This is a genomic window from Halobacillus sp. ACCC02827, assembly GCF_030291935.1.
GTDB lineage: Bacteria > Bacillota > Bacilli > Bacillales > Halobacillaceae > Halobacillus.
The window spans coordinates 1,117,229-1,139,343 of record NZ_CP128168.1 but is presented as its reverse complement, the minus strand read 5'-3'; the positions used below and the strand labels follow the sequence as shown (position 1 = coordinate 1,139,343).

Here is a 22,115-nt window from a genome sequence, read left to right as displayed (position 1 = left end):
CTGTATTCCATTACCATTGAATATTGGGCTGCGGGTTACTCAATTCAGGGTTCGCCGTATTTGCATCATTGATATCATTATCAATCAGCGTGTTGAAGGTATTATTGGATACAAAAAAACCAACCGTTATTCCAGCTGCGTTGTTGTTCTTACCCTGCCAAGTCCAATCAGGCTGGTTGACCTGACCCGTTGCTATCGTCGAGTTTTCATTCGTCGCATTTACTGCTATTTGATTAAAAACTAAAGAAAGTGGCATTGTTGCACCTCGCCTCACATTTTCCTACATCTTATTCCCTGTGCATGGAAGTGTGTTTCGTTAAGAACGGATTCCTTCATCAGAACGACCACTTTTGAACTGCTTCGTTTAACGAAGCAGTTCGGGAGGAAGAGAGATATATACCATATTAAAGGTGGAATCTTACATGAAAGTAAAAAATTATATGGCTGTGCTTTTCTTAGGGATGGCCGTAACCATGGCAGCTTGCAGTTCCAATGCCGAAACAACCGATGAAGACGATCCGTCAGCAACAGAGCAGTCACAGGAAACCGATGTAAAGGATAAGACGAATGCGTCTGATGAAGCGAACGAAGAGACAGATAAAGAAACCGCTTCTTCATCAGAAGCGGAGAAAACGGCAGAAGGAGAGGACACACGTCCTTTCACAAAAAAATCTTTTGACTCAGAAAGACAAGCTGCCGCTTACATCGAAGACTATCGGAAGATCGAACAGACGAATATGGAACTCGGCCACGGCATTAAAGCTTCGAGAGACGCCGGTGCGGGTCATGAACACATTCTTTGGAACGAAGGGAATTGGTTGATCGAAACGGATTTCCCCCTGGATGATCAATACGCTAATGCTGACTATCCGGACAATGAGAAACTCGCAGCTGATATCGTGGACTATTTAGAGGACCACTACCTCCCTGCCCCGGAGGATAGAGGTGTCATCAAGATCAACGGATTTGCCGATTCCAAGCAGACACTCATCCAGTGGCAGGATGGAAAAGTCGTGTATGAGAAGAAGTCAAAGGAAGCACACCCGCTTGATCTAATTAAGCAGGCTGTCGAGGAAGGAAAAGGGTAAAAAAAGAGGAATCGCGGATTTTCCATCCGGGATTCGCGCAAAATAAAAAGCCTTCCTCGAAAAGAAGGCTTTTCCCTTTAAAGGAGCTCTTGAATATCCTGTTCTATTTGCTCAGGCTTTGTCTTCGGAGCGAACCGTTTTACGACATTCCCCTTACGATCGACAAGGAACTTGGTGAAGTTCCACTTAATATCACTTCCAAGCAGACCCTTCTGCTCCGTCTTCAGGTACTTATATAACGGGTCAGCATCTTTCCCGTTCACTTGGATCTTCTTGAAAAGCGGAAACGTGACGCCAAAGTTGATTTTACATTCCTGTGCCATGTTTTCATCTGAAACCGGCTCCTGATTCATGAATTGATTACAAGGGAAGCCGAGCACGCGCAGCCCTTCCAATTCGTATTTCTGATGAAGTGCCTCCAACCCCTCGAACTGGTTTGCAAGGCCGCACTTCGTCGCCGTGTTGACAATCAACAGCACGTTACCTTCATAATCACCGAGGCTGACTTCTCCCCCGCTTTTATCCTGGACTACATATTCATAGACAGACATTCTCCTCCACCTCCTGTATCTATCATACAATACTGCCGGCTTTCCACCTTCTATTTTGCTTCATAAAAAGAGCCCTGCCAAAAGCAGAGCTACGATCTTCCTTTTCCTGAATCAGCATATTTCTCCGTTAATTTCTTCTGGATGAAGAAAGCCGCCAACAGGCTTAATCCAATTAACGGATACTTTACCAAGGGTTCCGCTACTAAAAAATACAGCAGAGAGTATAAAATAACCCACCCTGCAATAACTAATGATGTGATAGCTGCCTTGCTGATAAAGCATCCCTCCTATGGTGTTTCGACTACCGGCTGTCCTCCCCATTGATAAGTGATGATGACTGGGTCAGGCGTATTCAGAGTTAAAATCAAACCAACTATAGATTCCGCTGCAAACGTTCCGACAGCTACCCAGATACCAGGGAAGAATTGGCCTAAAGCTAAACCTGCCGCTCCCACTCCAAGACCGATTAAATACCCTACCATGTCCCCTGTTAATGACAATTCTGCTCCCCACCAATGAAATTCAATGTCATTCTCACCAAATTCGACATCCTGGGCAGAAAAGCCATCCGTCACAGGAGTAACCGCCGCAACCTTCACACTCTTTGTATCCGCAAGATAGGTGCCGTCTCTAAAATCAACGTTTTTCATGGCGGAATTTCGATCCAGGACAACTCTCCAAATATCCATCGCTTGTTCCGAACCGACTTCTTCTATTAAACCGATTAAATCAATTTTGTATTGATAGTACACCGGCTTTGTTCCATCCTCTATTATATATTGCTTGTCACCAGGGTTAGGGATCTCTTTTCCATCACCAGGTAAGTACGGGCAATCCGGGTCATTATCCCCTGCGCAATCATCCGCTGTCCCAGCCTCCTGTTTCTCTCCATTTGATCGTGTGATGGTAATGTAAGGATCTGCTTTTTCAATGATTTCATTGGGTATAGACGTCGTTTTTTCTGACGCATATATGACTCTATTCCCTTTTCCTTCCTGAAAGAACACAAAAGTTCCACTGAAAAACAGCACAGCGCATACGATCAAGGACACTGACCGAAGGATACTTTTCAATAATAACTCCTCCTCACCTGTATTAAGGACTACTTACCCTCCGGCGGGCAACAGAAACATAATTTTTAACTTTATTGTAATTATATGTAAAAATAATAGGTTTATTGGAATTAAAAAAACTCTTGTTAGAACCTCTGATTCATTAACAATGAAAAAGAGCTAACAAGAGCTTATATCTCATTCCTTTATTGAATTTTCTGCAGTTGGATCAGTCGGATGACTTCCTCATCCTCAGCGGTTTCAACCGGGACGAGCTTAGTGGATTCTATGATTTCATTGTAGAAATCTTTCCCTGCCGGATATTTCCCATCCCAGCGCAGCGGAACATTATACACATTGATGGTGCCGTCCCCATTTCCACTATACGTGACCGATCCATCCACCAAACGGGAGCCGGCCAACTGGATGACGTCCTCGGGGTAAACAGCACTGGTTTCGTCATCAGGATTCAGCTTCTCTCCCGCAGGAATGATTCGGACGTTCAATTCATCAATATCCTGATTCGGACCGAGCTGGAGCCAAACCCGTGCATACTCGATCTGCTCATCCGAATACTTCGACAGGGCATCGTCGCCGGCCGGCTTTTCACTGTGCTCGTAATCCTGGATCAGAGTAACGGTGGATTCCCCGTCATAGGATACCCAATTAACCGAATCGACCCGTCCTTTCTCTTCCGGAAGTTCCTTCATGATCCGGGCTGCTACATCGAAGAGACTTTCTATGTCTTCCTCCACTTCTGACTGACCGTTCTGAAATTTCTTGTCCATTTCCTGACTATATGCTTCTGTGTCCGGCATCAGGTTGACGGTAAGATTCGTCACACCGGAATCACTCTCCCAGACATCTGTTTCATAATGTGCCTGATCAACTTTGTAGTTCTCCTGCAAATATGTATCGATAGAGTTGGAAGATGAATCACTTGCCGCTTCTTCCGCATGTGCCTCTTCTGTCGACGAAGACGAATTTTCCTCCCCATCTTCTTTCGGATCGGACGATGATTCTTCTGCAGCGACCGTTTCCTCGACGTTATCATCCGATGCTTGATCGTCGTTCTGTCCTTCCTCCCCGGAGCAGCCGGACAGGACGAGGCCTGTCATCATACAGGCTGTTAAAACAATGATTCTTTTTTTCATTCGTTACCCTTCCTTCAGATACAAATTAAGTAGAATAAACCGGAACCCCGTCTGGATACCAGCGGGAAACTTAGTTTCTTCTACCGACTCCCAAATCTGCATTTTCCAAACTTGTGCTGTCCGCTCCATTTGGAACTACATGCCGACTTTATCGTATCATATTTTACATAAAATACCACACTTCACTTTCACATAAAAAAAGATGACCAGCTGTAAAAGCGGTCACCTTTCCTTCATGCAGGGACTTCTGTTCCTACTGATGTTTCCTCATATCCTCTGTGGCAGATATTTAAGAACAGTCCGACTGCCCCCATATCAATGAGGATGGAAGAACCACCGAAGCTCATAAACGGAAGTGCAATTCCCAGGGACGGAAGGACAGCCATGTTCGTCAGGATGCTGATGATAAAGTGCAAAGAAATAACCACAGCAATCACTAACGCTGCTAACTTCCCCTGCCCAGGTTTCACTTGTTTCCACATATAAATCATCCGAAGGACGAATAAGCTGATGAGGAACAGCAGGCTTATTCCAGCAAGCCAACCAAAAGAATGGATGACGTATACGAAAATATAGTCCGTATGAACTTCAGAAAGAGTGCCTGCGTTCATAGAGAAACCTGCTCCGAACCACCCGGCCGAACTCAAAAGGCTGGATATTTCAATGCTGTTTCGTACAGCCTCCGGTGCAAAGTAGGAAAATGGAGCAAAGTCAAATGCAAAGAGGAAGACGGGAACAGCTGCTGAAGCTGTAACAAAACCAGTCACCTGCCTAAAACCGGCTCCGGACGCTGTCATGACTACTAAGCAGATCAACAAACAAAGGGTGTACGAGACAACTCCCATCATTGCCAACAGCACAACCGGAAGGACAAGTATTCCTATGCCGATCACTCCATCAGCAGGCTTCTTCCAATTCCAAGACTCAAAGATGCCTGCTAGAGCTACTCCGACAATTAAAGCACTTATACCGGAAACGTCGAGCATAGCTATACCTATATCCAAATAAGGAGCTCCCCCTGCCCGGACACCGATAAATAAACTGAGCAGGAGTATCGAAATGGCACCTGCATAGATGTAGGAGGAACAGCGCAGGATACGCGAATAATCAAGGCAGTAGAATACTGCCAGAAGCGCCGCACCCGCCAAATAATAAATTAAGCTGTTGGTAAATATAGATCCGATCATTCCATCAGGAGTATAGGATTGAATGAAATACATGGAAAGCAAGCCGACGATCGAAGTGATAAATACGGGCAGAATGATGGTCATCTCCACTTTTCTTCGATGGGTTCTATGAAGCTGCTTTCCTATTTCATCCGGGTCACCCATTTGAGAAAAGGCTTGATCCAGCGCTTCCTCTTCTGAACATCCATTACGCAGAGCATTCTCTTTAAGCTCCATCAAATGATCTTCTATTTCCAGTTTAATCTCTTGATGGAGACTCTTATTCTTAATTCGCCGGCAAACCTTATCTATGTACGCTGTTATCGGATTTTCCATGTTATTCCCATGCCATCCTTTCCCACGCTAATATATCGTCTACCGCCACTTTAAACGTAGACCACTCTTCTCGTTTCTCTTCCATAAACACTCTGCCTTCTGCGGTTAATCGATAATACTTTCTCTTTCTCCCGGTATCCCCCTGCCCCCAATACGACTCGATTACTTTATTTTTTTCAAGGGAATGCAGCAGTGGGTAAAGTGTCCCTTCTTTCAGACTAAATACCCCGTTCGACTTCTCTTCCATCACCCTGATCAATTCATACCCGTACATGGGCCTGTTATTGAGCAGGCTGAGGATGAGGATGGAGGTGCTGCCTTTCAATAACTCCTTGTTGACCTTCATTTGTCCATCACTCCTCATACCTAGAATTACTATGCATAGTTTATCTAGGTATAAGGATATGCCGTCCTCAAGCGTTTGTCAATAAGATGACAAATAAAAATCGAGACGTCTTTAAAAGAAGCGCCTCGATTCCACGGTTTGGACTATATTTTATTCCTGTTCTCTTGACCGATTGGAGCTGAAGCAGGTCGTCCTTTATTTTTGTATCCCATTCCAGAAAGTACCCCAGGAATCATCCAACCGTTTCCTATACACGTCATAAGGGAAATTCATCAAATAGATTAACGTTCCATCCAATATACACAAATAGGAAGTGAGTATCACTTCAAAATCTACGAATGTATCGTTCCCATCTTCTTCTTTGAAAATGGTATGAAGAAGGTGCTTAATTGCATGCTCCATCTCCAGATACTTACTATTTATCAACTCTTTGAATGGTTCGGGAGGAATAATAAAGAACCTTCTTACAAACAGCCCGATACTATTATTATAGAAATACTTATTCAGATCGATCAGCAGGTGATACAGCTTTTTTTCCATATCATAAGAGGACAGTTCCTGATACTGCTCCGAAATGAATGCGACATACTTAGCCATCGTTAACTCAACAACTTCTTCAAACAAATGGTCCTTGCTGGAGAAATAAGCGTATATAGACGGCGCCTTTATATTCGACTTTACTGCAATGTCCTTCAGTGAGGTTTGCTCATATCCTTTATCCGCAAAGGTGACTAAAGCATTATCAAGTATTCTTTTCTTCGTCTCTTCCCCTTTTGACATGCTTACAACTCCTTTTCATACACGCACTTCAAGCGTTCATCAGAGTTCACTATGTCATAAGTTCCTTTATTTTTCAATAATATTTCGTTTCTCGATAATCTTAGCTGTGGCCACTGTTCCTACAAAAAGCAAAATCCCTATCAGTAAAAGGACATCGCTCAGCCAGGTAGTAGACAATTTAATGGCCAAAAGGCCGGTCATCGCCATCATGTTTATACCAATAGCGTCCAATGCTACCGATTTATCAGCTTCCGACGGTCCTTTCATCGCACGAATCACTAATATTAAAATAGAGATGGCAACCGTGATGATGCATAGATCCACTGTGAAAATAAGGATATCTGTCAATGTCCCTCCCCCTTCCTCCATGAATTAAGAAACAAATTTTAATCCTACAATGCAGGAGATGACACCAATAACGAGTGCAATCTTTTTAGGATTTTTTTGTTCATGAAAGAGGAACATTCCTAAAAGAACACTCCCGGCAGCTCCCACACCAGTCCATATCCCATAGCCGACGCTTATTGGGATAGACTTTAAGGATAAGGATAGTAAAAGAAAACTGGATGCCATGAAAATTATAAAAATCAAGGTCGGCTTGAGTTTGGAAAACCCCTCCGATAATTTCAGGAAGATTACGCCCCCAACTTCCATCAACCCTGCCATAATCAAAATAAACCAACTCATATTAAACGCTCCTTTCCGCTTCTTCTTCCGGTTGTTCTCCAACTAACTTAAGACCGATGATGCAGCTGATTAATACTACCAGTAACAATACTTTCAACACGCTCACGCTGTCCTCGAGGAACAACATCCCCAATACCCCCGTACCAAATGCTCCTATACCTGTGAAGATCGCATACGCTGTTGATACCGGTAAAACGGACAGCGATTTGGAGAAACACCAAAAACTGAAAATGATTAAGATGACTGTCGGGATGACGTAAAGGATGTTCGTGAAACCTTCTGACAGTTTCAATCCGAATGCCCAACCTATTTCACTCAGACCAGCTAAAACAAGATAGAACCATGCCATTATTAAAATCCTCCTATAATAAAAAATCTAACGAACGTTAGTTAGATTTTATGATAAATATCATCCACTTTCAAGTATCAATACTTAAAAGTGACTGCTGAACATGTGGAAGCGGAAAGCATACTAAACAAATTGAAAATATACCCGATATAAGTACAACTACTTTAACGACCAGAGGGCGTGTAAATTTGGAAAACATTAGAGAAAGGAACACCAAAGGTAATTACTCCGGTATGACCAAGAGAAGGTTGAATGCAACAGACCTCTTAGGCATAGTAATTGCTGCGATATTTATACCAAAAATCAGTTTTAATGAATTATCTGGTATAGAAACACTGGCTGGCGGGATTTTGCTTTTGTGGCTGGTATTAATCCTTATAAAACTGCTTGTAATCCTGAAAAGAAGAGCCTGAATGCTCTTCTTTGCCGAGTTTCTATTTATCTTACTGTGTATATTAAGTTATGGATTATCTTCTTCATAGGTAAGTGCATGGAAATCAAAGAATGGTAAGTGTTTTTTCGAAGAGCAAGGAAGGGTAATTAAAAAATCTCGGCCACAGGTACTGAAATAAATAGAAATGACGCAGCCTCTCCTTTTTGAGAAACTGCGCCATCCCAGCACTTTGTAAGATGATTCCGATTGGGCTCGAACCAACGACCTCCACCCTGTCAAGGTGGCGCTCTCCCAGCTGAGCTACGGAATCGTATGTAGTATTTTGTCGGCGTTTCCTGCTGACAAGTAATAATATACTATGGATCGAGAAAGATGTCAACGGATATTAAAAATATTTTTAACAAAATGTAAATTCCCTTCTTTTCCTCTATTAAATCCTCCTTTCTCTTCCATTCAACTTTTTACACAATAGTATGATAAAATAAGTGAGAACACGTTTACATTGGATATAGGAAGGGAAATTTTTTGTGAATTTCCCTGTTGTGAGGAGGTGGCTGGAATTTGGGTAGGGAAGGATCCATGACAGAGTATGAAATAGAAAGTGTCTACTTACAGGAGACGATGAAGCTGAAGGTGTACAAGCCGAAGAATTTCTCCTCCTTGTATAAATACCATTTCTGTATCATGCAGGATGGAAACGACTACTTCCAAATGGGACGGGCGGCGACACTCAGTGATAAGCTGCACCGCGACAACCGGATAGAGAATACGATTTTCATCGGCATCCATTATCAGGATAAGTACGACCGCCGTGAAAAGTATCATCCGGACGGTTCACGTCAGGGCGATTATGTGAATTTTCTCATTCGGGAAGTCGTTCCGTTTCTTGATGAAGAGCTCCCCGGCTACCATATGGGCCGTGGACGCACGCTTGCCGGAGATTCGCTTGCCGGCACGCTCGGCTTGATGACGGCAGCCAAGTTTCCGAATATTTTCGGTAATGTTATTGCACAGAGTCCTTATGTGGATGAGCATGTAATGGAGGTACTGGCGTCTGCCCGCGACTTCTCCGCGCTTACGATCGACCATACGATCGGCAAGGAAGAAACATCCGTTGTCACGACAGACGGAGACACGCTGGATTTCCTTACTCCGAACCGCGAGCTCCGCGACTTTCTTGAACGTCAGCCGCTCAGCTATACGTATCATGAATTGGACGGAGATCATACATGGGGCTCTTGGCAGCAGGATTTTGAACGTGCTTTGTTGAACATGTTTGGGAAAGAATAATGGAAACATATAAAGGAAGAATCAGGAGGGTTAGCCTAATGAAATACGGCATTGCAGTTTTTCCATCGAAAAAAGTACAGGATGTGGCGAATTCTTACCGCAAGCGTTACGATCCCCATTATGCGCTTGTTCCCCCGCACATTACGATGAAGGAGCCGTTTGAAGCGGATGAGGCGGAAATTGAAAACACCATCATCCCTGAATTGAAGGAAATCGCTAAAGAAACACAGCCTTTCTCCTACGGCGTCTATAAAGTCAGCTCTTTTTCACCGGTGACCAATACTATTTATTTGAAGATCGATCCATCCGAAGAGATCTTCGCTTTGAACGATAAACTACATGCCGGCCAGATGCCGGAAGAGCGTGCGTATCAATTCGTTCCGCACATCACGATCGCCCAGAAGCTTTCGGATGAGGAATTCTCTGATGTATACGGCAGCCTGCGTATGCTTAAATTCGATCTTCAGGATGAAGTGGACCGCTTCCAGCTTCTTTATCAATTAGAAAACGGTGCATGGAGCGTTTATGAAACGTTCCGCCTCGGCCAAGGGTGATCTGCTTTGATGGACATCGTTAAAGTCACCAAAGACAGCCAGCGTCAGGATGCTTATTATGTCAGGCGCACGGTTTTCGTAGAGGAACAGCACGTCCCGGAGGAATTGGAGATTGACGAATTGGAAGAATCGGCGATTCATTTCGTCGGATATGAGAGCGGAGAACCAGTCGCCGCGTCCAGACTCCGCTTCGTGAACGGGTATGGGAAGCTCGAGCGAATCTGTGTCATGAAAGATCAGCGCGGCCGTTCATACGGCAGAAAGATGATCGAAGAAATGGAAGCCGTGACGCGTGAATACGCGTATGACAAAGCGAAATTGAATGCACAGACCCAGGCAGAGAAATTTTATGAATCGTTAGGATATGTCACCATATCCGGGGAGTTCATGGATGCCGGCATCCCGCACGTGACCATGGTCAAAAAACTAAGCTAGAAAAAGCCGCCTTTCCCGGCGGCTTTTCTTTTGCCTTCTACTTCTGTTTAAGCATACATTTTTTTGACTACAATGGAGCGTATAAGAAGTTATAAGGGATCGTGACAATATGGATTATATAAACATCACAATAGAAACACTGTTCGGCTTTGTCGCCCTCTTCATCATGACAAAAGTACTCGGTAAATCCCAAATTACACAGATTACGGCGTTCGACTTCATCGCGGCTCTTGTCCTAGGGGAGCTGGTCGGTAATGCTCTCTATGATCCGGAAGTCGGCGTCCTTGATATCGGGTATGCCATCCTCTTATGGAGCATTCTTATCTATACGACGGAAATCATCACGGAGAAGTTCAAAGGGACAAGGAAACTGCTTGAAGGTATGCCCTCCCTGATCATCTACAAAGGAAAAATCGACAGAGAGCAGTTGAAGAAAAACAAACTCGATCTCGACCAGCTCCAACACCTGCTTCGTTCGAAAGACGTGTTTTCCATGAAGGAAGTCCAGTATGCTCTTTTGGAAACGGACGGTACGATGTCTGTTTTGAAAGCATCGCAGTTTCAGAACGTGACGAGGGACGATATGAAACTGACACCGGAAGAGGTGCCGCTGCCGAGGACCATCATCAGCGACGGTGAGATCATTTGGGACAATCTGCTGGAAGCTGGTTTTGACGAAGCCTGGCTCGAGCGGCAGCTGAAGGCACAGAATTACAACGAGCCCAAGGAAATCATGTATGCCGAATATACAGACGGCGACAAACAGTTATATATTCTCAGCATGTGAAGCAGAGTGGAACATCCAGCGGTTCCCCTCCACGCGGTCCTCGATGAGGCCCGCTTTTTTCAATCCGATCAAATAGGCCGTGACGGCCGTCCGATATAAAAGAAACTGGGAAAGCCCCTTCGTTTCCACTTCGTACCGGCTGCACATCGCCGTGAGCACCTCTTCCTGTGATACTCCGTCACGGCCTCTGATAAATCGATGCAGCCAATGGAGAATTCCTTCATGATAGGCGATATTTGCATCGATTACAGCCGTATGATCTGTTTCATACTCCCCGTGCCCCGGAAGGGATCCTTCACATGGAATATCCCGAAGCTGCCGAAGACTCTCCAAAGCAGCATGTGCATCTGTTAAATAAGGGATTTTGTGCTTATGTAAGGTATCGATGCCGAAATAGCTGTCGGCCGCATATAACACTCCTTCCACTTTAATACCGAGCTGATGATAGCTGTGGCCCGGAAGAAAAAACGCCTCCCCTTCCATCTCCCCTATTGGAAATTTCCCTGCACCTACCACATCGTCTATCCGAACTGGCGGCCCCTGCAGAAACTTATTGTTGAGCTCTGGAACCGGATCGTTGCCACCGGACAAATAGAGCGGCTCCAGCTGCGGATAGCGTAAGACAGCCTCTTCAAGCGGAGCAGCCATCGTATGGACATCATACTGTTCCTGCACATACGATGCGCCTCCGTAATGATCCGCGTGTGCGTGCGTAATAAAAAGGTGCGTCAATGGAAGATCCCTTTTCCTGATCTCCTTGAGCACCTTTTTTATAGAAGAGCGGTCGAGTCCCGCGTCTATAAGCAGGCCACTCTCCCCTTTATTTACATAGCCGATATTGACGGAACCTTTCCAGTAGAAACAATGGTCGTTCATCGCAGTAAATGACACGTCCTCCACCCTTTCAGCGTTTTCATACTTCTTCGCTGAAACGGCGTCCTTTTCCTGTCATTTCCGAGAAAACATTCTCCACTTTCTTCGGAGACGGCTGCTCGGATGCATGAAAGCGGCCGGATGTGTATAGCGTTGAGAGCGGTTCATACTTCTGCTTTTCTACCTCCGGATGATCACCGTGTCGGAGCTTTGATGCGAGGTCCGCCTGAAAAACCTTCTCTATGCCATATGAAGTCCGGTGTGCTTCCACGACCCGTTCCTGATAATCCTGATACTGATAGAAATGGACCGGCAGAATATATCCCATCCTGCTCCCTCCTTTTCTTTCTATACCCGCATTCCGCCTATGCTACTCACTCAAAGAACCCTTCCATTTTTCCTATTTGCTTATTCAGGAAAGCTTCCATGTCCGTCATCCGCTTATCGAAGCGCCCCTCCCAGGCTTGGAAGTCCTTCTCCCACTGGCCGAATTTCTTCTCCGGTTGACGGATGATGCCATAGTTTTTCGACGTTTCCATATTTATTTCCTGCAATACATCAAATAACGTCTTATCCTTTTTTTCCTCACTCACAGCCGATCGGTCCACAGGTACAACATCGACTGGATCCCGGCGACGGCTAACAGCCAGATGAGCCATTCTCCGTAAGGAACAATCATATAGAAGAGAAGCATTAGCAGCGAGGACCAGACACCGACACACCACTGGCAGCTGAGACCTTCCCCGATAAACCCTTTCGGTTCAATCCACTCTTCCTCGATTCCCTCTTCATTCTTGACGATTTTTGTTTCCATAAACGGTTTCCGGAGCCATTCAAAGATATAGTCCGCGACCAACAAACGGGTCAAACGGAAGCTGGCCAGACCGATCAACAGAAATTCAAACACACTTAACATATACCTTCATCCTCTCCATGAAGAAAAAGCCACTACGCTTTTGGTAGTGGCCGACAAACCGAAACGGATCAGAACCAGCGGAATCCTCCGCGGCGATCTGAAGATTCATCATCTTCTTTTTTATGGTGTTTTTCTCTGGAGCTGCTTTCTTCTGCAGCCTCTTCTCTATGCCGGCGTCCCCCGAAAAATGGATCGACGAAATCGTCTCTGTCCTTTTGACCGTGGTGGTCAGGACGATGGTGCTGTGGTTCGATGATGACGTTATCTGCTTTAATGATAAGATCCTTCACATGGATGACCTTTTTCTTTTCAGACATTCCATTCACTCCTTATTCGAATTCACTGTTAATCTATGGTGTTTGCCCTGATTGGGTATAGTCGTCTGCCCATCCATGGAAAAAAACTTGCCGTTTTGTTGAAAAGGGTCAAATGCCCACACCGACAAAGCGCACCGACATATTGTAGTAAAGACGATACGTCAATGCGTATGGAAAGGGGAAAATAATAATGAGCTGTGGTAAAAATTACGATTCAGGCTCTTGTGTAATCGATATTCTTAAAGATATCGTCGATGCACAGAACGATGTGATGCATGATTGCACAACAAGCTGTGAGCAGTCAATCGCTGATCTTCTAGGTGACACGGGCGGAGGTTCCGGATTCGATACGGTTCCTGTCATCCTATACTGCAAAGATGGATGCAAACCTTTCAAAGGATACGGTTCTAAGCGAAGCGGAGAAGGCTGTGACGTAAGAGGAAGCTTCTTCTTCCGCGTTAAATCCGTAGACAATGACGGATGTGCAATCCTCGAACTTCTATTCGCCGACCGTTGGCACCGCGGGGATGACGAAGAGAGTGGAGACGAGGACTTCCGTGGAAAACACGACTGCGATCCTAAATCTCCAGCAGACCAAAGCTGCCGCAACCTGCGCGCTTCCGGAATCTGCATCACGGTTGATTTGAACTGCTTCTGCCACGTAACTTGTCTGCCGGCAGCAGCCACACTATAAAACAAAAACCGCGCCCACAAAGCGCGGTTTTTTATGCATTTAGAAACCGAGAAGACGGATGTCCGTAATGTCCGCAAAGGGAACCGTCCGCTCGAACGGCCGCTGGAACACTTTCATATGCACCACACCATCCTGATAATCGGTGATGTAGCCTTTGTACTGCTCTTCCGCTGTTTTCACTTCACACTTCATCTTCGGCACGTGGGGAGAAAGCTTGAAGAAATAGTTCACTTTCTCTTCCAGGGACAACTCATGGAACCCCTGCCTTCGTTCCCGCGACGTAGGCGTCCGCTTCTCTTCCTGTCCCGCTTTACTGGCAGGAGGATCGTCGGGCGCTTGTTCCTCCTCCTTCTTCAGCTTCGACAATTCTTCCACATGCGGTGCTTGTTGACGGCGCATCCTTGTCTCTTTCTCTTGAGCCGATGTTTCTTTCGCTGCCGGTTCCGCTGATGGCACACTCGCGTCCACCGACTTCCGCTGCGTCCGGAAGCTCGTTTGCATCGGAACTTCCGCCGGCTTCAATTTTGGCTGTACAATATAAAGCATAGGCTGCTGTGCAAGGCGTTTCTCTTCGGCCATAGGGATCTCTCCTTTTCCATTCGATCATCATTCTATGTATATGCCCAAGTTCCCTTTCATGTTCACTTTTCCTGCATTATGACAAAACCTTTCCATCAAAAAAACGCCTTCCTGATTAGAGAAAGGCGTTTTTCCTATGATTAATTGGATTTTCAGTAGGCGACGGTACTGAAGCCGCCATCAACGTGAATAATTTCTCCGGTCACTCCGCGGGACAAATCACTCATGAGGTAATACCCGGTATCCCCCACTTCCTCCTGCGTCACAGGACGGCGGAGCGGAGCACGTACTTCAATGACCTGAAGAATCTGATTGAAGTCCCCGACACCTTTGGCGGACAAAGTACGGATCGGACCTGCCGAAATGGCATTGACGCGAATGTTGTGTTTGCCTAAATCATTGGCCAGGTACTTCACGCTCGCATCCAGACTAGCTTTGGCTACACCCATGACGTTGTAGTTCTTCACGACCTGTTCTCCGCCGAGATATGTCATCGTAAGGATGCTGCCGCCCTCCTTCATCAACGGTTGGGCTGCCCGTGCAACAGCCGTTAAGGAATAGGAGCTGATGTTATGGGCCGTCAGGAAACCGTCCCTGCTTGTGTTCAAATACTCATTCTTCAGCTCTTCCCTGTTGGCGAAAGCGATACAGTGCGCAAGTCCGTGGATGACGCCTACATCTTGTCCGATTTGTTCAAATGTCTGGATGATCGCTTCATCGTCCGTTACATCACACTCATATACAAGGGATTCCGGTCCGCCTTCCAATGTATCAGCAAGGTCTTGCACAGCTTTCTTGAAACGCTCGGATGCTACGGTGAAAATGAGACGTGCTCCTGCCGCATGCAGCGACCTTGCTATTCCCCAGGCGATGCTCCGCTTGTTAGCGACACCCATGACGACGTACGTACGATTTTCCAAAGAAAAATTCATCCGTTAAATCCTCCTAAATTAGCATTTGATATTAGTACCTGCTCCTATTTTAACGGAAAGGCTTACATATGACAATGTACAAAAAAGAGCCTCCCAATCATTGGGAGGCTTCTTCTCAGCACCATTCACAGTATTCTAATTCTGCTTTTAATTCTTCTACATATTCATGGGAACCGGTGACAATCAGGCGGTCACCCATTTTCAGTTCGGTATCTCCATGAGGGACGATGGAATCTTTTCCTCGGAAGATACGAACCATAATAACGTCCCCGGTGAAAGGAAACTCACGGAGGTGAGTGCCGTTATAAATGGAATTATTCATATTGATCTGATACAACGCGTTCTCCTGAGTTGTAAGGATATCCAGGACATTCGGCGCTTCAATCATGGCTTTAAGCAAGGCTTTCGTCGACAGGAATACAGAGAACACACTTACGTTCAAGTCCTTCATTTCCTGAGCGAGGTCGGTGGATTCGATTCTTGCGATGACGCGCTCGACTCCCTGCTCTTTCGCAAAGCGGGCAATCTTGGCGTTCCGCTCTTCATCCCCTGTCGATGCGACGAGAAGATCGACATCGAATACTCCGATTTCCTTCATCTGCTCGACATCATAGTCATCGAGCTCCTTGATATCGAAGCACTGCCTCGTAATCCGGTCATCGATCTTATCCATTTTCATATGATAGAGGTGCGTTTCATACGCGTTGACGTCAAGCTCTCTCACGACCGGCAGCGTCATCCGGTTGGAACCGACGAAAGAAACGACCGTTTTGTGGTCTTCCTCTTCAAATCTGCCGTAGATTTTCTTGAAGAGAATCGGTCCGATCAGGCATGTCAAGACGGCGACGAGAATAAGCGCGCCTTCCATCTGATCATCGATCATTCCTTCACGCTTCCCGATCGCCGCTGCAGCGATGACAAGGGAAAGCGTCGAAGTGAGGATGAATCCCGAACCGAATACGGTCTTCATGTCATACCACTTGCTGAGAAGCAGGGCAGGTACGACCTTGGAGACGAGCAAGGCCAAGAACAAGAGCGGTATTAAAAGAAGCACTCTCGTATCTGTAAACAAGCTCCAAATATCGATTTCCACACCGACCATTACGAAGAAGATCGGAATAAGGAAACCGTAACCGAAGCTGTCCAGCCGCTTGACCATTTCCGGGTTTGGAGACAATAGAGATACTAACGTCCCGGCAAGGAACGCACCGAGGATGTTTTCTGCCCCTACCTGTTCCGACAGGGCTACAAGCAGAAGGATCAGCGTGAAGACCGCACGGGTATCGATCTGAATCGTCCCTTTGGTCATCGTTTCTACATAGGACTGATGACGGAACTTCTTGCCAATGTAATAGAAAAGCACACCGGCTGCGAACAGAATCAACAAGAGCCACGTATTTCCTCCGCTCTCTCCATAAATGGAGACAAATACCGCAAGGAGAATCATCGTCACCAGGTCTGCAATGACGGCTATCAACAGAATCGTCTGTCCGATCGTTGTCTTCATCATTTGGGCATCTTTCAAAGTAGGAACGACGACACCAAGGGATATCGTTGAAATAATCAACGTCATTAAGAAGGCATTATCGATGAAGCCGGCCCATACGAAGGCGAACGACAAGGCCAGGGATATGACGAAGATCCCCAGGAATACAAGCGTCGCCACCCAGACCGGGTTCGGAGCACCAGTATTTTGGTTTTCCGGTTTTGCTTTCTTTTTCTTTCTTGCGAAAATCGAAAAATCAATCTCCAGACCGCTTAAGAACATCAGGAAGATGAACCCAAGCGTCGAGAGTATTTCAAGCCAGCTCCCCTGATCAACGAGGTCAAATCCACTTTGACCAATGATCAAGCCGACGATAATTTCAGCTACTACCACCGGTATCATCGTTAATTTAAATCGGTGTAGTAAAATTGGTGTAAGGAATGCGGCGATAATGACAATAACGAGCGAAGTTACTGAAGCACCATGTTCCATACGTACCCCCCTCTCCAACTATTCCTAGTTGATGATTTTTTATATTTATCATCTTCTTTCTTCTATACTGCCTATTCCTTCATGTTTTCATTTCCCCATTCTTTACGTATCTGCTTAAATAAGCAGGTTCATGAAGGCGGTGGCCATTCCGAAATAAATAAGAATGGAAATTAAGTCGTTCAGCGTCGTAATGAACGGGCCGGAAGCAACTGCCGGATCGACGTTCAGGCGGTGCATGATCAGCGGTACAAGCGAACCAGCCAACGTAGCCACAATCAGCGTCAATAGAATGGACAGTCCAACGAGGACACCCAGGAAAAAGTTCCCCTGCCATATATATACAATCAACATCATGAGAACACCGCAGACAATCCCGCTGATTAAACCCGTTCCCGCTTCGCGCATCATCATTTTGATTTTTCCCTGTTTTTCAAATTCACCAGTTGCAATACCGCGAACGGCGACGGCAAGCGCCTGTGTGCCGGTATTCCCCCCCATTCCTGCAATCAGGGGAATGAAGATCGCTAAAATGGCGACTTTATCCAACGTTTCTTCAAAACGACCGATCAGACTGGCGGTCAAACTGCCGAGGAAAAGCAGAATGATCAGCCATGGCAGCCGTTTCTTCGCTGAGGAAAAGGCATTATCATCCGGACTGTCAACATCAGAAATGGCGGCGAATTTAGAATAGTCATCACTCGCCTCTTCTTCCATGACGTCCATAATATCATCGACGGTGATGATTCCGAGCAGATGGTCCTGGAAGTCCACGACCGGCAGGGCCAGGAAATCGTAGTCACGGACCATCCGTGCCACTTCTTCCTGATCATCTCCCACTGAGACCGATACCACCCGTTCATTCATCACGTCGGCAATCAGCCAGTCTTCTTCCGAAATAATCAAATCCCTTAAGGAGATAACTCCTGCAAGACGCTTATCCTCATCAATGACATACGTATAGTAAATCGTCTCGGCGTCAGGTGCTTCGGTTCTTAAATGGACCATCGCTTCTTTGATGGTCATGGTCGCATTGACCACGACATATTCCGTCGTCATGATCGACCCGGCTGTTTTTTCTTCATAATGAAGCAGGTCCTTGATTTCATCCGCAGCTTCTTCGTCCATGATCGTCAAGAAGCTTGCCACTTTGTCCTTATCCAATTCATTAAAGATGTCGACTGCATCATCGGCGGACATTTCTGCAAAGACCTGGGCGGCGAAGGTCGGATCCATTTCGGAGAAAAACGGTTCAATCTCTTCATAATCAATATGTTCCATAAAATCCGCTACTTCTTCCGGTGACAGGTACGTATAAATCTGCAGACGAACGTCTTCGTCCCTGCCTTCGAATATCCTTGCTTGATCATATGGATGTAGTTCCAAGAACTCCGCCCGGAACTGATCGATATGATCATTGAACAGCGCATCTTTGATATTCGCCCAGACCTGCTGGCGTTCTTGGTCATCTAAGTGTTCCATAAGCAACCCTCCCCGGCGTCTATTTCATTTTTGACCGTTTAATCTTAATGGCGTAAAGCCCTTTTGTCAACGGAAGTCATTTTTTTGTCATTTTTCTTTTTGCTTCGACCAAAATCCTGCATAATCGTAGTGTAACAGAAGCCTGCTCAGGATGGGAGCGAAATACTGAATGGCGGCTGGAGAAAAGGTTTACAATTGATTAGGATGGGAAAAATAGGAGCGATATATAGCAGAAGGGACGAATTTGAATGGCCTACGATATCATTGGAGATGTTCACGGATGTCTCGACGAACTGAAGCAGTTGTTTGCAGAGCTCGGGTATGGCTGGCATTCCGGAATACCGGTACATCCAGAAGGACGCATACCCGTATTCGTCGGTGACATAACCGATCGGGGACCTGATTCGATCGGCTGCATCCGTCTCGTAACGGAGCTTGTCGAACAGGAGAAAGCCCTCTATGTACCAGGCAATCATTGCAACAAGCTCTACCGTTTTTTTCTTGGTAACGGTGTTCAGGAGAAACACGGACTGGAAACAACGACAGCAGAATACCGCAGCCTGCCGAAGGAAGAACAGAAGGAGATTAAACATCGGTTCAAACAATTATATGAGCAGGCACCGCTCCACCTGATACTAAAAGATGCACATGCAGTAGTGGCCCACGCCGGTATCCGGGAAGAAGATATCGGTCGAAAAAGCAAACGAATAGAGACATTCGTCTTATATGGCGACATTACGGGAGAAAAGCTTCCAGACGGAAGGCCGGTAAGGCGGGACTGGGCTCAGGAATATCACGGAGACCGCTGGATCGTCTACGGTCATACCCCGGTCCGTGAGCCGCGATTTGTCAATCAAACCGTAAACATCGACACCGGCTGTGTTTTCGGCGGGGACTTGACGGCCTTTCAACTTCCGGAGGAAACGATCGTCCGTATCCCTTCGTCTATGCCGTTCATGGAAGAGAAATTCAGCTATTAAAAAATCCGAACGACTTTGCTTTCTTCCTGTAAGGCATGCAAAGGGTCGTTCGGATTTTTATTTTTCTTTCATGTAACTGCTCCATATAGAAGGGGCTTTAGAATCGAAGCTCATAGACTCTCCTGTCCAAGGGTGCTGCAACTTCAGATGATAGCAGTGAAGCGCCTGCCCTGCCAGCTTATCTGCTTGTCGCGCCCCATAAAGAGTATCACCGACCAGCGGATGCCCGATATGTGCCATATGGACACGAATTTGATGCGTTCTTCCCGTCAACAGCTGAAAGGCAACTTTGGACACCCTGCCACCCGTCTCCAGCACATCATACATCGTTTGTGAAGGCTTCCCTTCCGGGTCAACCGTTCTTCGGATGATGGAATCGTCCGCTCTCTCAATAGGTGCGTCGATTAACCCCTTTTCCGGTTCCGGTAGGCCTTCCACCAATGCTTGATAAAAGCGGTCCACCAGTTTAGCCTTTCTCGTCAGCAGCATGTGACTGTATGCATGTTTCGCGACCAGCATCAGCCCCGATGTGTAGGTGTCGAGTCTCGTGACAATATGGACGGTGCATGGGTGACCGATTTCCTCATAATAAGCAATCAGATGACTGGCAATGGACGGTTCCTTTTTGTAAGGAGGAACGACGGCAATGCCGGACGGTTTATCCAATACAAGAATATCCTCATCTTCATAAAGGATAGCAAGCGGACCTTCCACCGGCTCAATTGCTCCCCGTTCTTCTGCAGGGAACACGACCGTGAGCGTCGAGGCGCCTTTCAAAGGCTGCCACATTTCTGCTTCTTTTTCATCGATGAAGATATGTCCGTTCATGCGGACCCGCTTAAGAAGCTGACGGGAGAATCTGCCCTTCCCCCGCAGGAAGTCCCTTACCGATCGTCCCGCGTCGGACGGGTCGATGTCCCACTTCTTTTTGATATTACTGCTCATGCTCATCTGCGACAAAGGAATCGTGAACCCTTTTCCAGAACGGGAACGGACGGAAGCGGGCGAAGCGAACCTTCTCTTCTGCTACACGGAACTGAATCGATTTCACATCTTTGTACGTACGGGAAATATGATCGAGCGTGAAAAGGAAGCTCCGGTCGTTCTTCGGCTTGAACATGCAGGTGTGATGGCTCGGCAGAATCAACGGCGAGCCGATCGTCCGGAAGACACGGTTGTTGATGGATGCCATTTCTGCAATCTGGAAGGCTTCCAGCGACGGATGAAGGATGGCTCCTCCCAATGCTTTGTTATAAGCCGTACTACCGGAAGGAGTCGATACACAAAGACCATCTCCACGGAACGTTTCAAAATGATCGCCTTTGATCTCGATATCCATGACCACAGATCCTTCTGCCGTCTTGATGGTACACTCATTCAAAGCAAGGTAGCGATCTTCTTCTCCGCCTCCGTGCGGACGGATCGTTACTTCCAGGAGAGGGTACTCCACCACTTGGAATGGTGTTTTGGCGATTTCAATGATCAACTTCTCCATTTCTTCCGGCATCCAGTCGGCATAGAAGCCGAGGTGGCCGGTATGGATACCGATGAAGGCTGTTTTATCAAGGCGGTGGACATAGGTGTGGAAGGCTTCCAGCAACGTACCGTCCCCTCCTACAGAAATCGCTAAATCCGGTTCCTCTTCGCTGTATTCCAACTGGAATTCGGTTAAATAGCTTTTTATTTTGCTGCGGATTTCATTCGATTTCTTATCTCCTCTGGACAAGATGGAGAACTTCATCGGTGACCACTCCTTTACGAATTGTTCGTATTCTTCTTCTGTTCTTCTTTCTTCATGAAGACGCGCTGCGCTTCCTGGACTTCGCTCTTGATCTTTGACATCTCTTCATCCAGCTGAAAGGCAGCTTCTCCAGCCCGCTTCAGGCGGGACTTGATTTCTGAAGGTATTTTTCCCGAGTATTTATAATTCAATGAGTGCTCGTTCGTCGCCCAGAAGTTCATCGCCAGCGTGCGGATCTGAATCTCTGCCAACACTTTCTTCTGGCCGTGGATCGTTTCCACAGGATAGAGGATGACGACATGAAAAGAACGATATCCACTGTCTTTCTTGTCCGAAACATAGTCCTTCTCCTCGACGATTTCGAAGTCCTGCCTGTTCCGCAGCATGTCGACAACGGCATAGATGTCGTCCACGAACTGTGTCATCACACGTACGCCGGCTATATCCTGCAGTTCATCTTCAATATTCTCCGGATTGATGCCCTTCCGTCTTGCTTTCTGGACAATGCTTGACCGGGGCTTGACTCGGCCTGTTACGAATTCAATCGGCGACTGCTCTTCTTCGTACTCGAACTGCTTCCGCATTCCCTTTAATTTGATTTTTAATTCTTCCACCACTTGTATATAAGGTGCCATAAATATTTCCCAATTCATTCAG

At 46.4% G+C, this 22,115-nt stretch carries 29 protein-coding genes and 1 tRNA gene; 7 read left to right on the top strand and 23 right to left on the bottom strand.

Features of this window, described 5'->3' with window-relative positions:
• Positions 1 to 10: 10 nt before the first annotated feature.
• Entirely contained in the window at positions 11 to 256 is a 246-nt protein-coding gene (locus QRD89_RS05980) for a hypothetical protein (RefSeq protein WP_062512927.1), read from the bottom strand.
• Positions 257 to 422: 166 nt separating this feature from the next.
• Between QRD89_RS05980 and QRD89_RS05975 the strand changes: the two genes are divergently transcribed.
• On the top strand, positions 423 to 1,088 hold the full coding sequence (locus QRD89_RS05975; RefSeq protein WP_286096490.1) for a hypothetical protein: 666 nt from the start codon (positions 423 to 425) through the stop codon (positions 1,086 to 1,088).
• Between the two features lie 77 nt (positions 1,089 to 1,165).
• On the opposite strand, the gene QRD89_RS05970 is transcribed toward QRD89_RS05975, so the two are convergent.
• From QRD89_RS05970 to QRD89_RS05925, 10 genes are all read right to left on the bottom strand, one after another.
• Positions 1,166 to 1,639 (bottom strand): glutathione peroxidase, encoded by a 474-nt coding sequence (locus tag QRD89_RS05970; RefSeq protein WP_286096489.1) that lies wholly within the window; start codon positions 1,637 to 1,639, stop codon positions 1,166 to 1,168.
• 287 nt (positions 1,640 to 1,926) lie between these two features.
• Complete coding sequence (locus QRD89_RS05965) at positions 1,927 to 2,712, bottom strand: hypothetical protein (RefSeq protein ID WP_286096488.1); 786 nt, start codon at positions 2,710 to 2,712, stop codon at positions 1,927 to 1,929.
• Positions 2,713 to 2,897: 185 nt separating this feature from the next.
• The gene (locus QRD89_RS19265; protein WP_502875683.1) at positions 2,898 to 3,845 is read right to left on the bottom strand and encodes a YdeJ family lipoprotein; all 948 of its coding nucleotides are present in this window, start codon (positions 3,843 to 3,845) and stop codon (positions 2,898 to 2,900) included.
• 233 nt (positions 3,846 to 4,078) lie between these two features.
• Positions 4,079 to 5,347, bottom strand: coding sequence for an FtsW/RodA/SpoVE family cell cycle protein (locus QRD89_RS05955; RefSeq protein ID WP_286096487.1), 1,269 nt, complete (start codon positions 5,345 to 5,347; stop codon positions 4,079 to 4,081).
• A gap of 1 nt (position 5,348) precedes the next feature.
• Complete coding sequence (locus QRD89_RS05950) at positions 5,349 to 5,693, bottom strand: PadR family transcriptional regulator (protein WP_286096486.1); 345 nt, start codon at positions 5,691 to 5,693, stop codon at positions 5,349 to 5,351.
• A 195-nt stretch (positions 5,694 to 5,888) separates the two neighbouring features.
• Positions 5,889 to 6,473 (bottom strand): TetR/AcrR family transcriptional regulator, encoded by a 585-nt coding sequence (locus QRD89_RS05945; RefSeq protein ID WP_008638116.1) that lies wholly within the window; start codon positions 6,471 to 6,473, stop codon positions 5,889 to 5,891.
• A gap of 66 nt (positions 6,474 to 6,539) precedes the next feature.
• A complete protein-coding gene (locus tag QRD89_RS05940) occupies positions 6,540 to 6,821 on the bottom strand; it encodes a monovalent cation/H+ antiporter complex subunit F (protein WP_008638118.1) in 282 nt (93 codons plus the stop codon).
• 24 nt (positions 6,822 to 6,845) lie between these two features.
• Positions 6,846 to 7,160, bottom strand: coding sequence for a DMT family transporter (locus QRD89_RS05935; protein ID WP_026578380.1), 315 nt, complete (start codon positions 7,158 to 7,160; stop codon positions 6,846 to 6,848).
• A 1-nt stretch (position 7,161) separates the two neighbouring features.
• Positions 7,162 to 7,509, bottom strand: coding sequence for a DMT family transporter (locus QRD89_RS05930; RefSeq protein ID WP_008638120.1), 348 nt, complete (start codon positions 7,507 to 7,509; stop codon positions 7,162 to 7,164).
• A 631-nt stretch (positions 7,510 to 8,140) separates the two neighbouring features.
• Positions 8,141 to 8,213: transfer RNA gene (locus QRD89_RS05925), tRNA-Val, on the bottom strand.
• A gap of 251 nt (positions 8,214 to 8,464) precedes the next feature.
• Between QRD89_RS05925 and QRD89_RS05920 the strand changes: the two genes are divergently transcribed.
• From QRD89_RS05920 to QRD89_RS05905, 4 genes are all read left to right on the top strand, one after another.
• Entirely contained in the window at positions 8,465 to 9,193 is a 729-nt protein-coding gene (locus tag QRD89_RS05920; protein WP_008638700.1) for an alpha/beta hydrolase, read from the top strand.
• Positions 9,194 to 9,231: 38 nt separating this feature from the next.
• Positions 9,232 to 9,747: a YjcG family protein gene (locus QRD89_RS05915; RefSeq protein WP_008638702.1), complete on the top strand. Its 516-nt coding sequence runs from the start codon at positions 9,232 to 9,234 to the stop codon at positions 9,745 to 9,747.
• A 9-nt stretch (positions 9,748 to 9,756) separates the two neighbouring features.
• A complete protein-coding gene (locus tag QRD89_RS05910; protein ID WP_062512918.1) occupies positions 9,757 to 10,182 on the top strand; it encodes a GNAT family N-acetyltransferase in 426 nt (141 codons plus the stop codon).
• Positions 10,183 to 10,291: 109 nt separating this feature from the next.
• Positions 10,292 to 10,969 carry a DUF421 domain-containing protein gene (locus QRD89_RS05905; protein WP_286096485.1) on the top strand — a complete coding sequence of 226 codons (678 nt, stop codon included), beginning with the start codon at positions 10,292 to 10,294 and terminating at the stop codon, positions 10,967 to 10,969.
• On the opposite strand, the gene QRD89_RS05900 is transcribed toward QRD89_RS05905, so the two are convergent.
• The 5 genes from QRD89_RS05900 to QRD89_RS05880 all read right to left on the bottom strand — a co-directional run bounded on the left by QRD89_RS05900 (position 10,949) and on the right by QRD89_RS05880 (position 13,075).
• Positions 10,949 to 11,860 (bottom strand): MBL fold metallo-hydrolase, encoded by a 912-nt coding sequence (locus QRD89_RS05900; RefSeq protein WP_286096484.1) that lies wholly within the window; start codon positions 11,858 to 11,860, stop codon positions 10,949 to 10,951. The two genes, QRD89_RS05905 and QRD89_RS05900, sit on opposite strands and share 21 nt — an antisense overlap.
• Before the next feature lie 22 nt (positions 11,861 to 11,882).
• Positions 11,883 to 12,170 (bottom strand): hypothetical protein, encoded by a 288-nt coding sequence (locus QRD89_RS05895; protein ID WP_008638706.1) that lies wholly within the window; start codon positions 12,168 to 12,170, stop codon positions 11,883 to 11,885.
• 46 nt (positions 12,171 to 12,216) lie between these two features.
• Complete coding sequence (locus tag QRD89_RS05890) at positions 12,217 to 12,381, bottom strand: hypothetical protein (RefSeq protein ID WP_193743891.1); 165 nt, start codon at positions 12,379 to 12,381, stop codon at positions 12,217 to 12,219.
• A 50-nt stretch (positions 12,382 to 12,431) separates the two neighbouring features.
• On the bottom strand, positions 12,432 to 12,758 hold the full coding sequence (locus QRD89_RS05885; RefSeq protein WP_008638708.1) for a DUF1360 domain-containing protein: 327 nt from the start codon (positions 12,756 to 12,758) through the stop codon (positions 12,432 to 12,434).
• 68 nt (positions 12,759 to 12,826) lie between these two features.
• Entirely contained in the window at positions 12,827 to 13,075 is a 249-nt protein-coding gene (locus QRD89_RS05880; RefSeq protein ID WP_008638709.1) for a hypothetical protein, read from the bottom strand.
• Between the two features lie 190 nt (positions 13,076 to 13,265).
• Here QRD89_RS05880 and QRD89_RS05875 point away from each other — a divergent pair, with 190 nt between their 5' ends.
• Positions 13,266 to 13,769, top strand: coding sequence for a CotY/CotZ family spore coat protein (locus tag QRD89_RS05875; RefSeq protein WP_026578375.1), 504 nt, complete (start codon positions 13,266 to 13,268; stop codon positions 13,767 to 13,769).
• A gap of 39 nt (positions 13,770 to 13,808) precedes the next feature.
• Here the strand turns inward: QRD89_RS05875 and QRD89_RS05870 are convergent, their stop codons facing one another.
• The 4 genes from QRD89_RS05870 to mgtE form a co-directional block, all read right to left on the bottom strand.
• Positions 13,809 to 14,348, bottom strand: a complete 540-nt coding sequence (locus QRD89_RS05870) for a CotO family spore coat protein (protein ID WP_286096483.1) — start codon at positions 14,346 to 14,348, stop codon at positions 13,809 to 13,811.
• Between the two features lie 152 nt (positions 14,349 to 14,500).
• Entirely contained in the window at positions 14,501 to 15,280 is a 780-nt protein-coding gene (fabI, locus tag QRD89_RS05865; RefSeq protein WP_286096482.1) for an enoyl-ACP reductase FabI, read from the bottom strand.
• Positions 15,281 to 15,395: 115 nt separating this feature from the next.
• The gene (locus QRD89_RS05860; protein WP_008638718.1) at positions 15,396 to 17,258 is read right to left on the bottom strand and encodes a monovalent cation:proton antiporter family protein; all 1,863 of its coding nucleotides are present in this window, start codon (positions 17,256 to 17,258) and stop codon (positions 15,396 to 15,398) included.
• Positions 17,259 to 17,372: 114 nt separating this feature from the next.
• Complete coding sequence (gene mgtE / locus QRD89_RS05855) at positions 17,373 to 18,737, bottom strand: magnesium transporter (RefSeq protein WP_008638720.1); 1,365 nt, start codon at positions 18,735 to 18,737, stop codon at positions 17,373 to 17,375.
• A gap of 248 nt (positions 18,738 to 18,985) precedes the next feature.
• Between mgtE and prpE the strand changes: the two genes are divergently transcribed.
• Positions 18,986 to 19,717, top strand: coding sequence for a bis(5'-nucleosyl)-tetraphosphatase PrpE (gene prpE / locus QRD89_RS05850; protein ID WP_286096481.1), 732 nt, complete (start codon positions 18,986 to 18,988; stop codon positions 19,715 to 19,717).
• 57 nt (positions 19,718 to 19,774) lie between these two features.
• On the opposite strand, the gene QRD89_RS05845 is transcribed toward prpE, so the two are convergent.
• Genes QRD89_RS05845 through yjbM form a run of 3 tightly spaced genes read right to left on the bottom strand, consistent with a single transcriptional unit; the run spans position 19,775 to position 22,111 of the window.
• Complete coding sequence (locus QRD89_RS05845) at positions 19,775 to 20,662, bottom strand: RluA family pseudouridine synthase (RefSeq protein WP_236096541.1); 888 nt, start codon at positions 20,660 to 20,662, stop codon at positions 19,775 to 19,777.
• The gene (locus QRD89_RS05840; RefSeq protein ID WP_008638727.1) at positions 20,652 to 21,458 is read right to left on the bottom strand and encodes an NAD kinase; all 807 of its coding nucleotides are present in this window, start codon (positions 21,456 to 21,458) and stop codon (positions 20,652 to 20,654) included. Before QRD89_RS05840 ends, QRD89_RS05845 begins: the two co-directional genes overlap by 11 nt.
• 14 nt (positions 21,459 to 21,472) lie before the next feature.
• Positions 21,473 to 22,111: a GTP diphosphokinase gene (gene yjbM, locus QRD89_RS05835; protein ID WP_008638730.1), complete on the bottom strand. Its 639-nt coding sequence runs from the start codon at positions 22,109 to 22,111 to the stop codon at positions 21,473 to 21,475.
• Between the last annotated feature and the right edge of the window lie 4 nt (positions 22,112 to 22,115).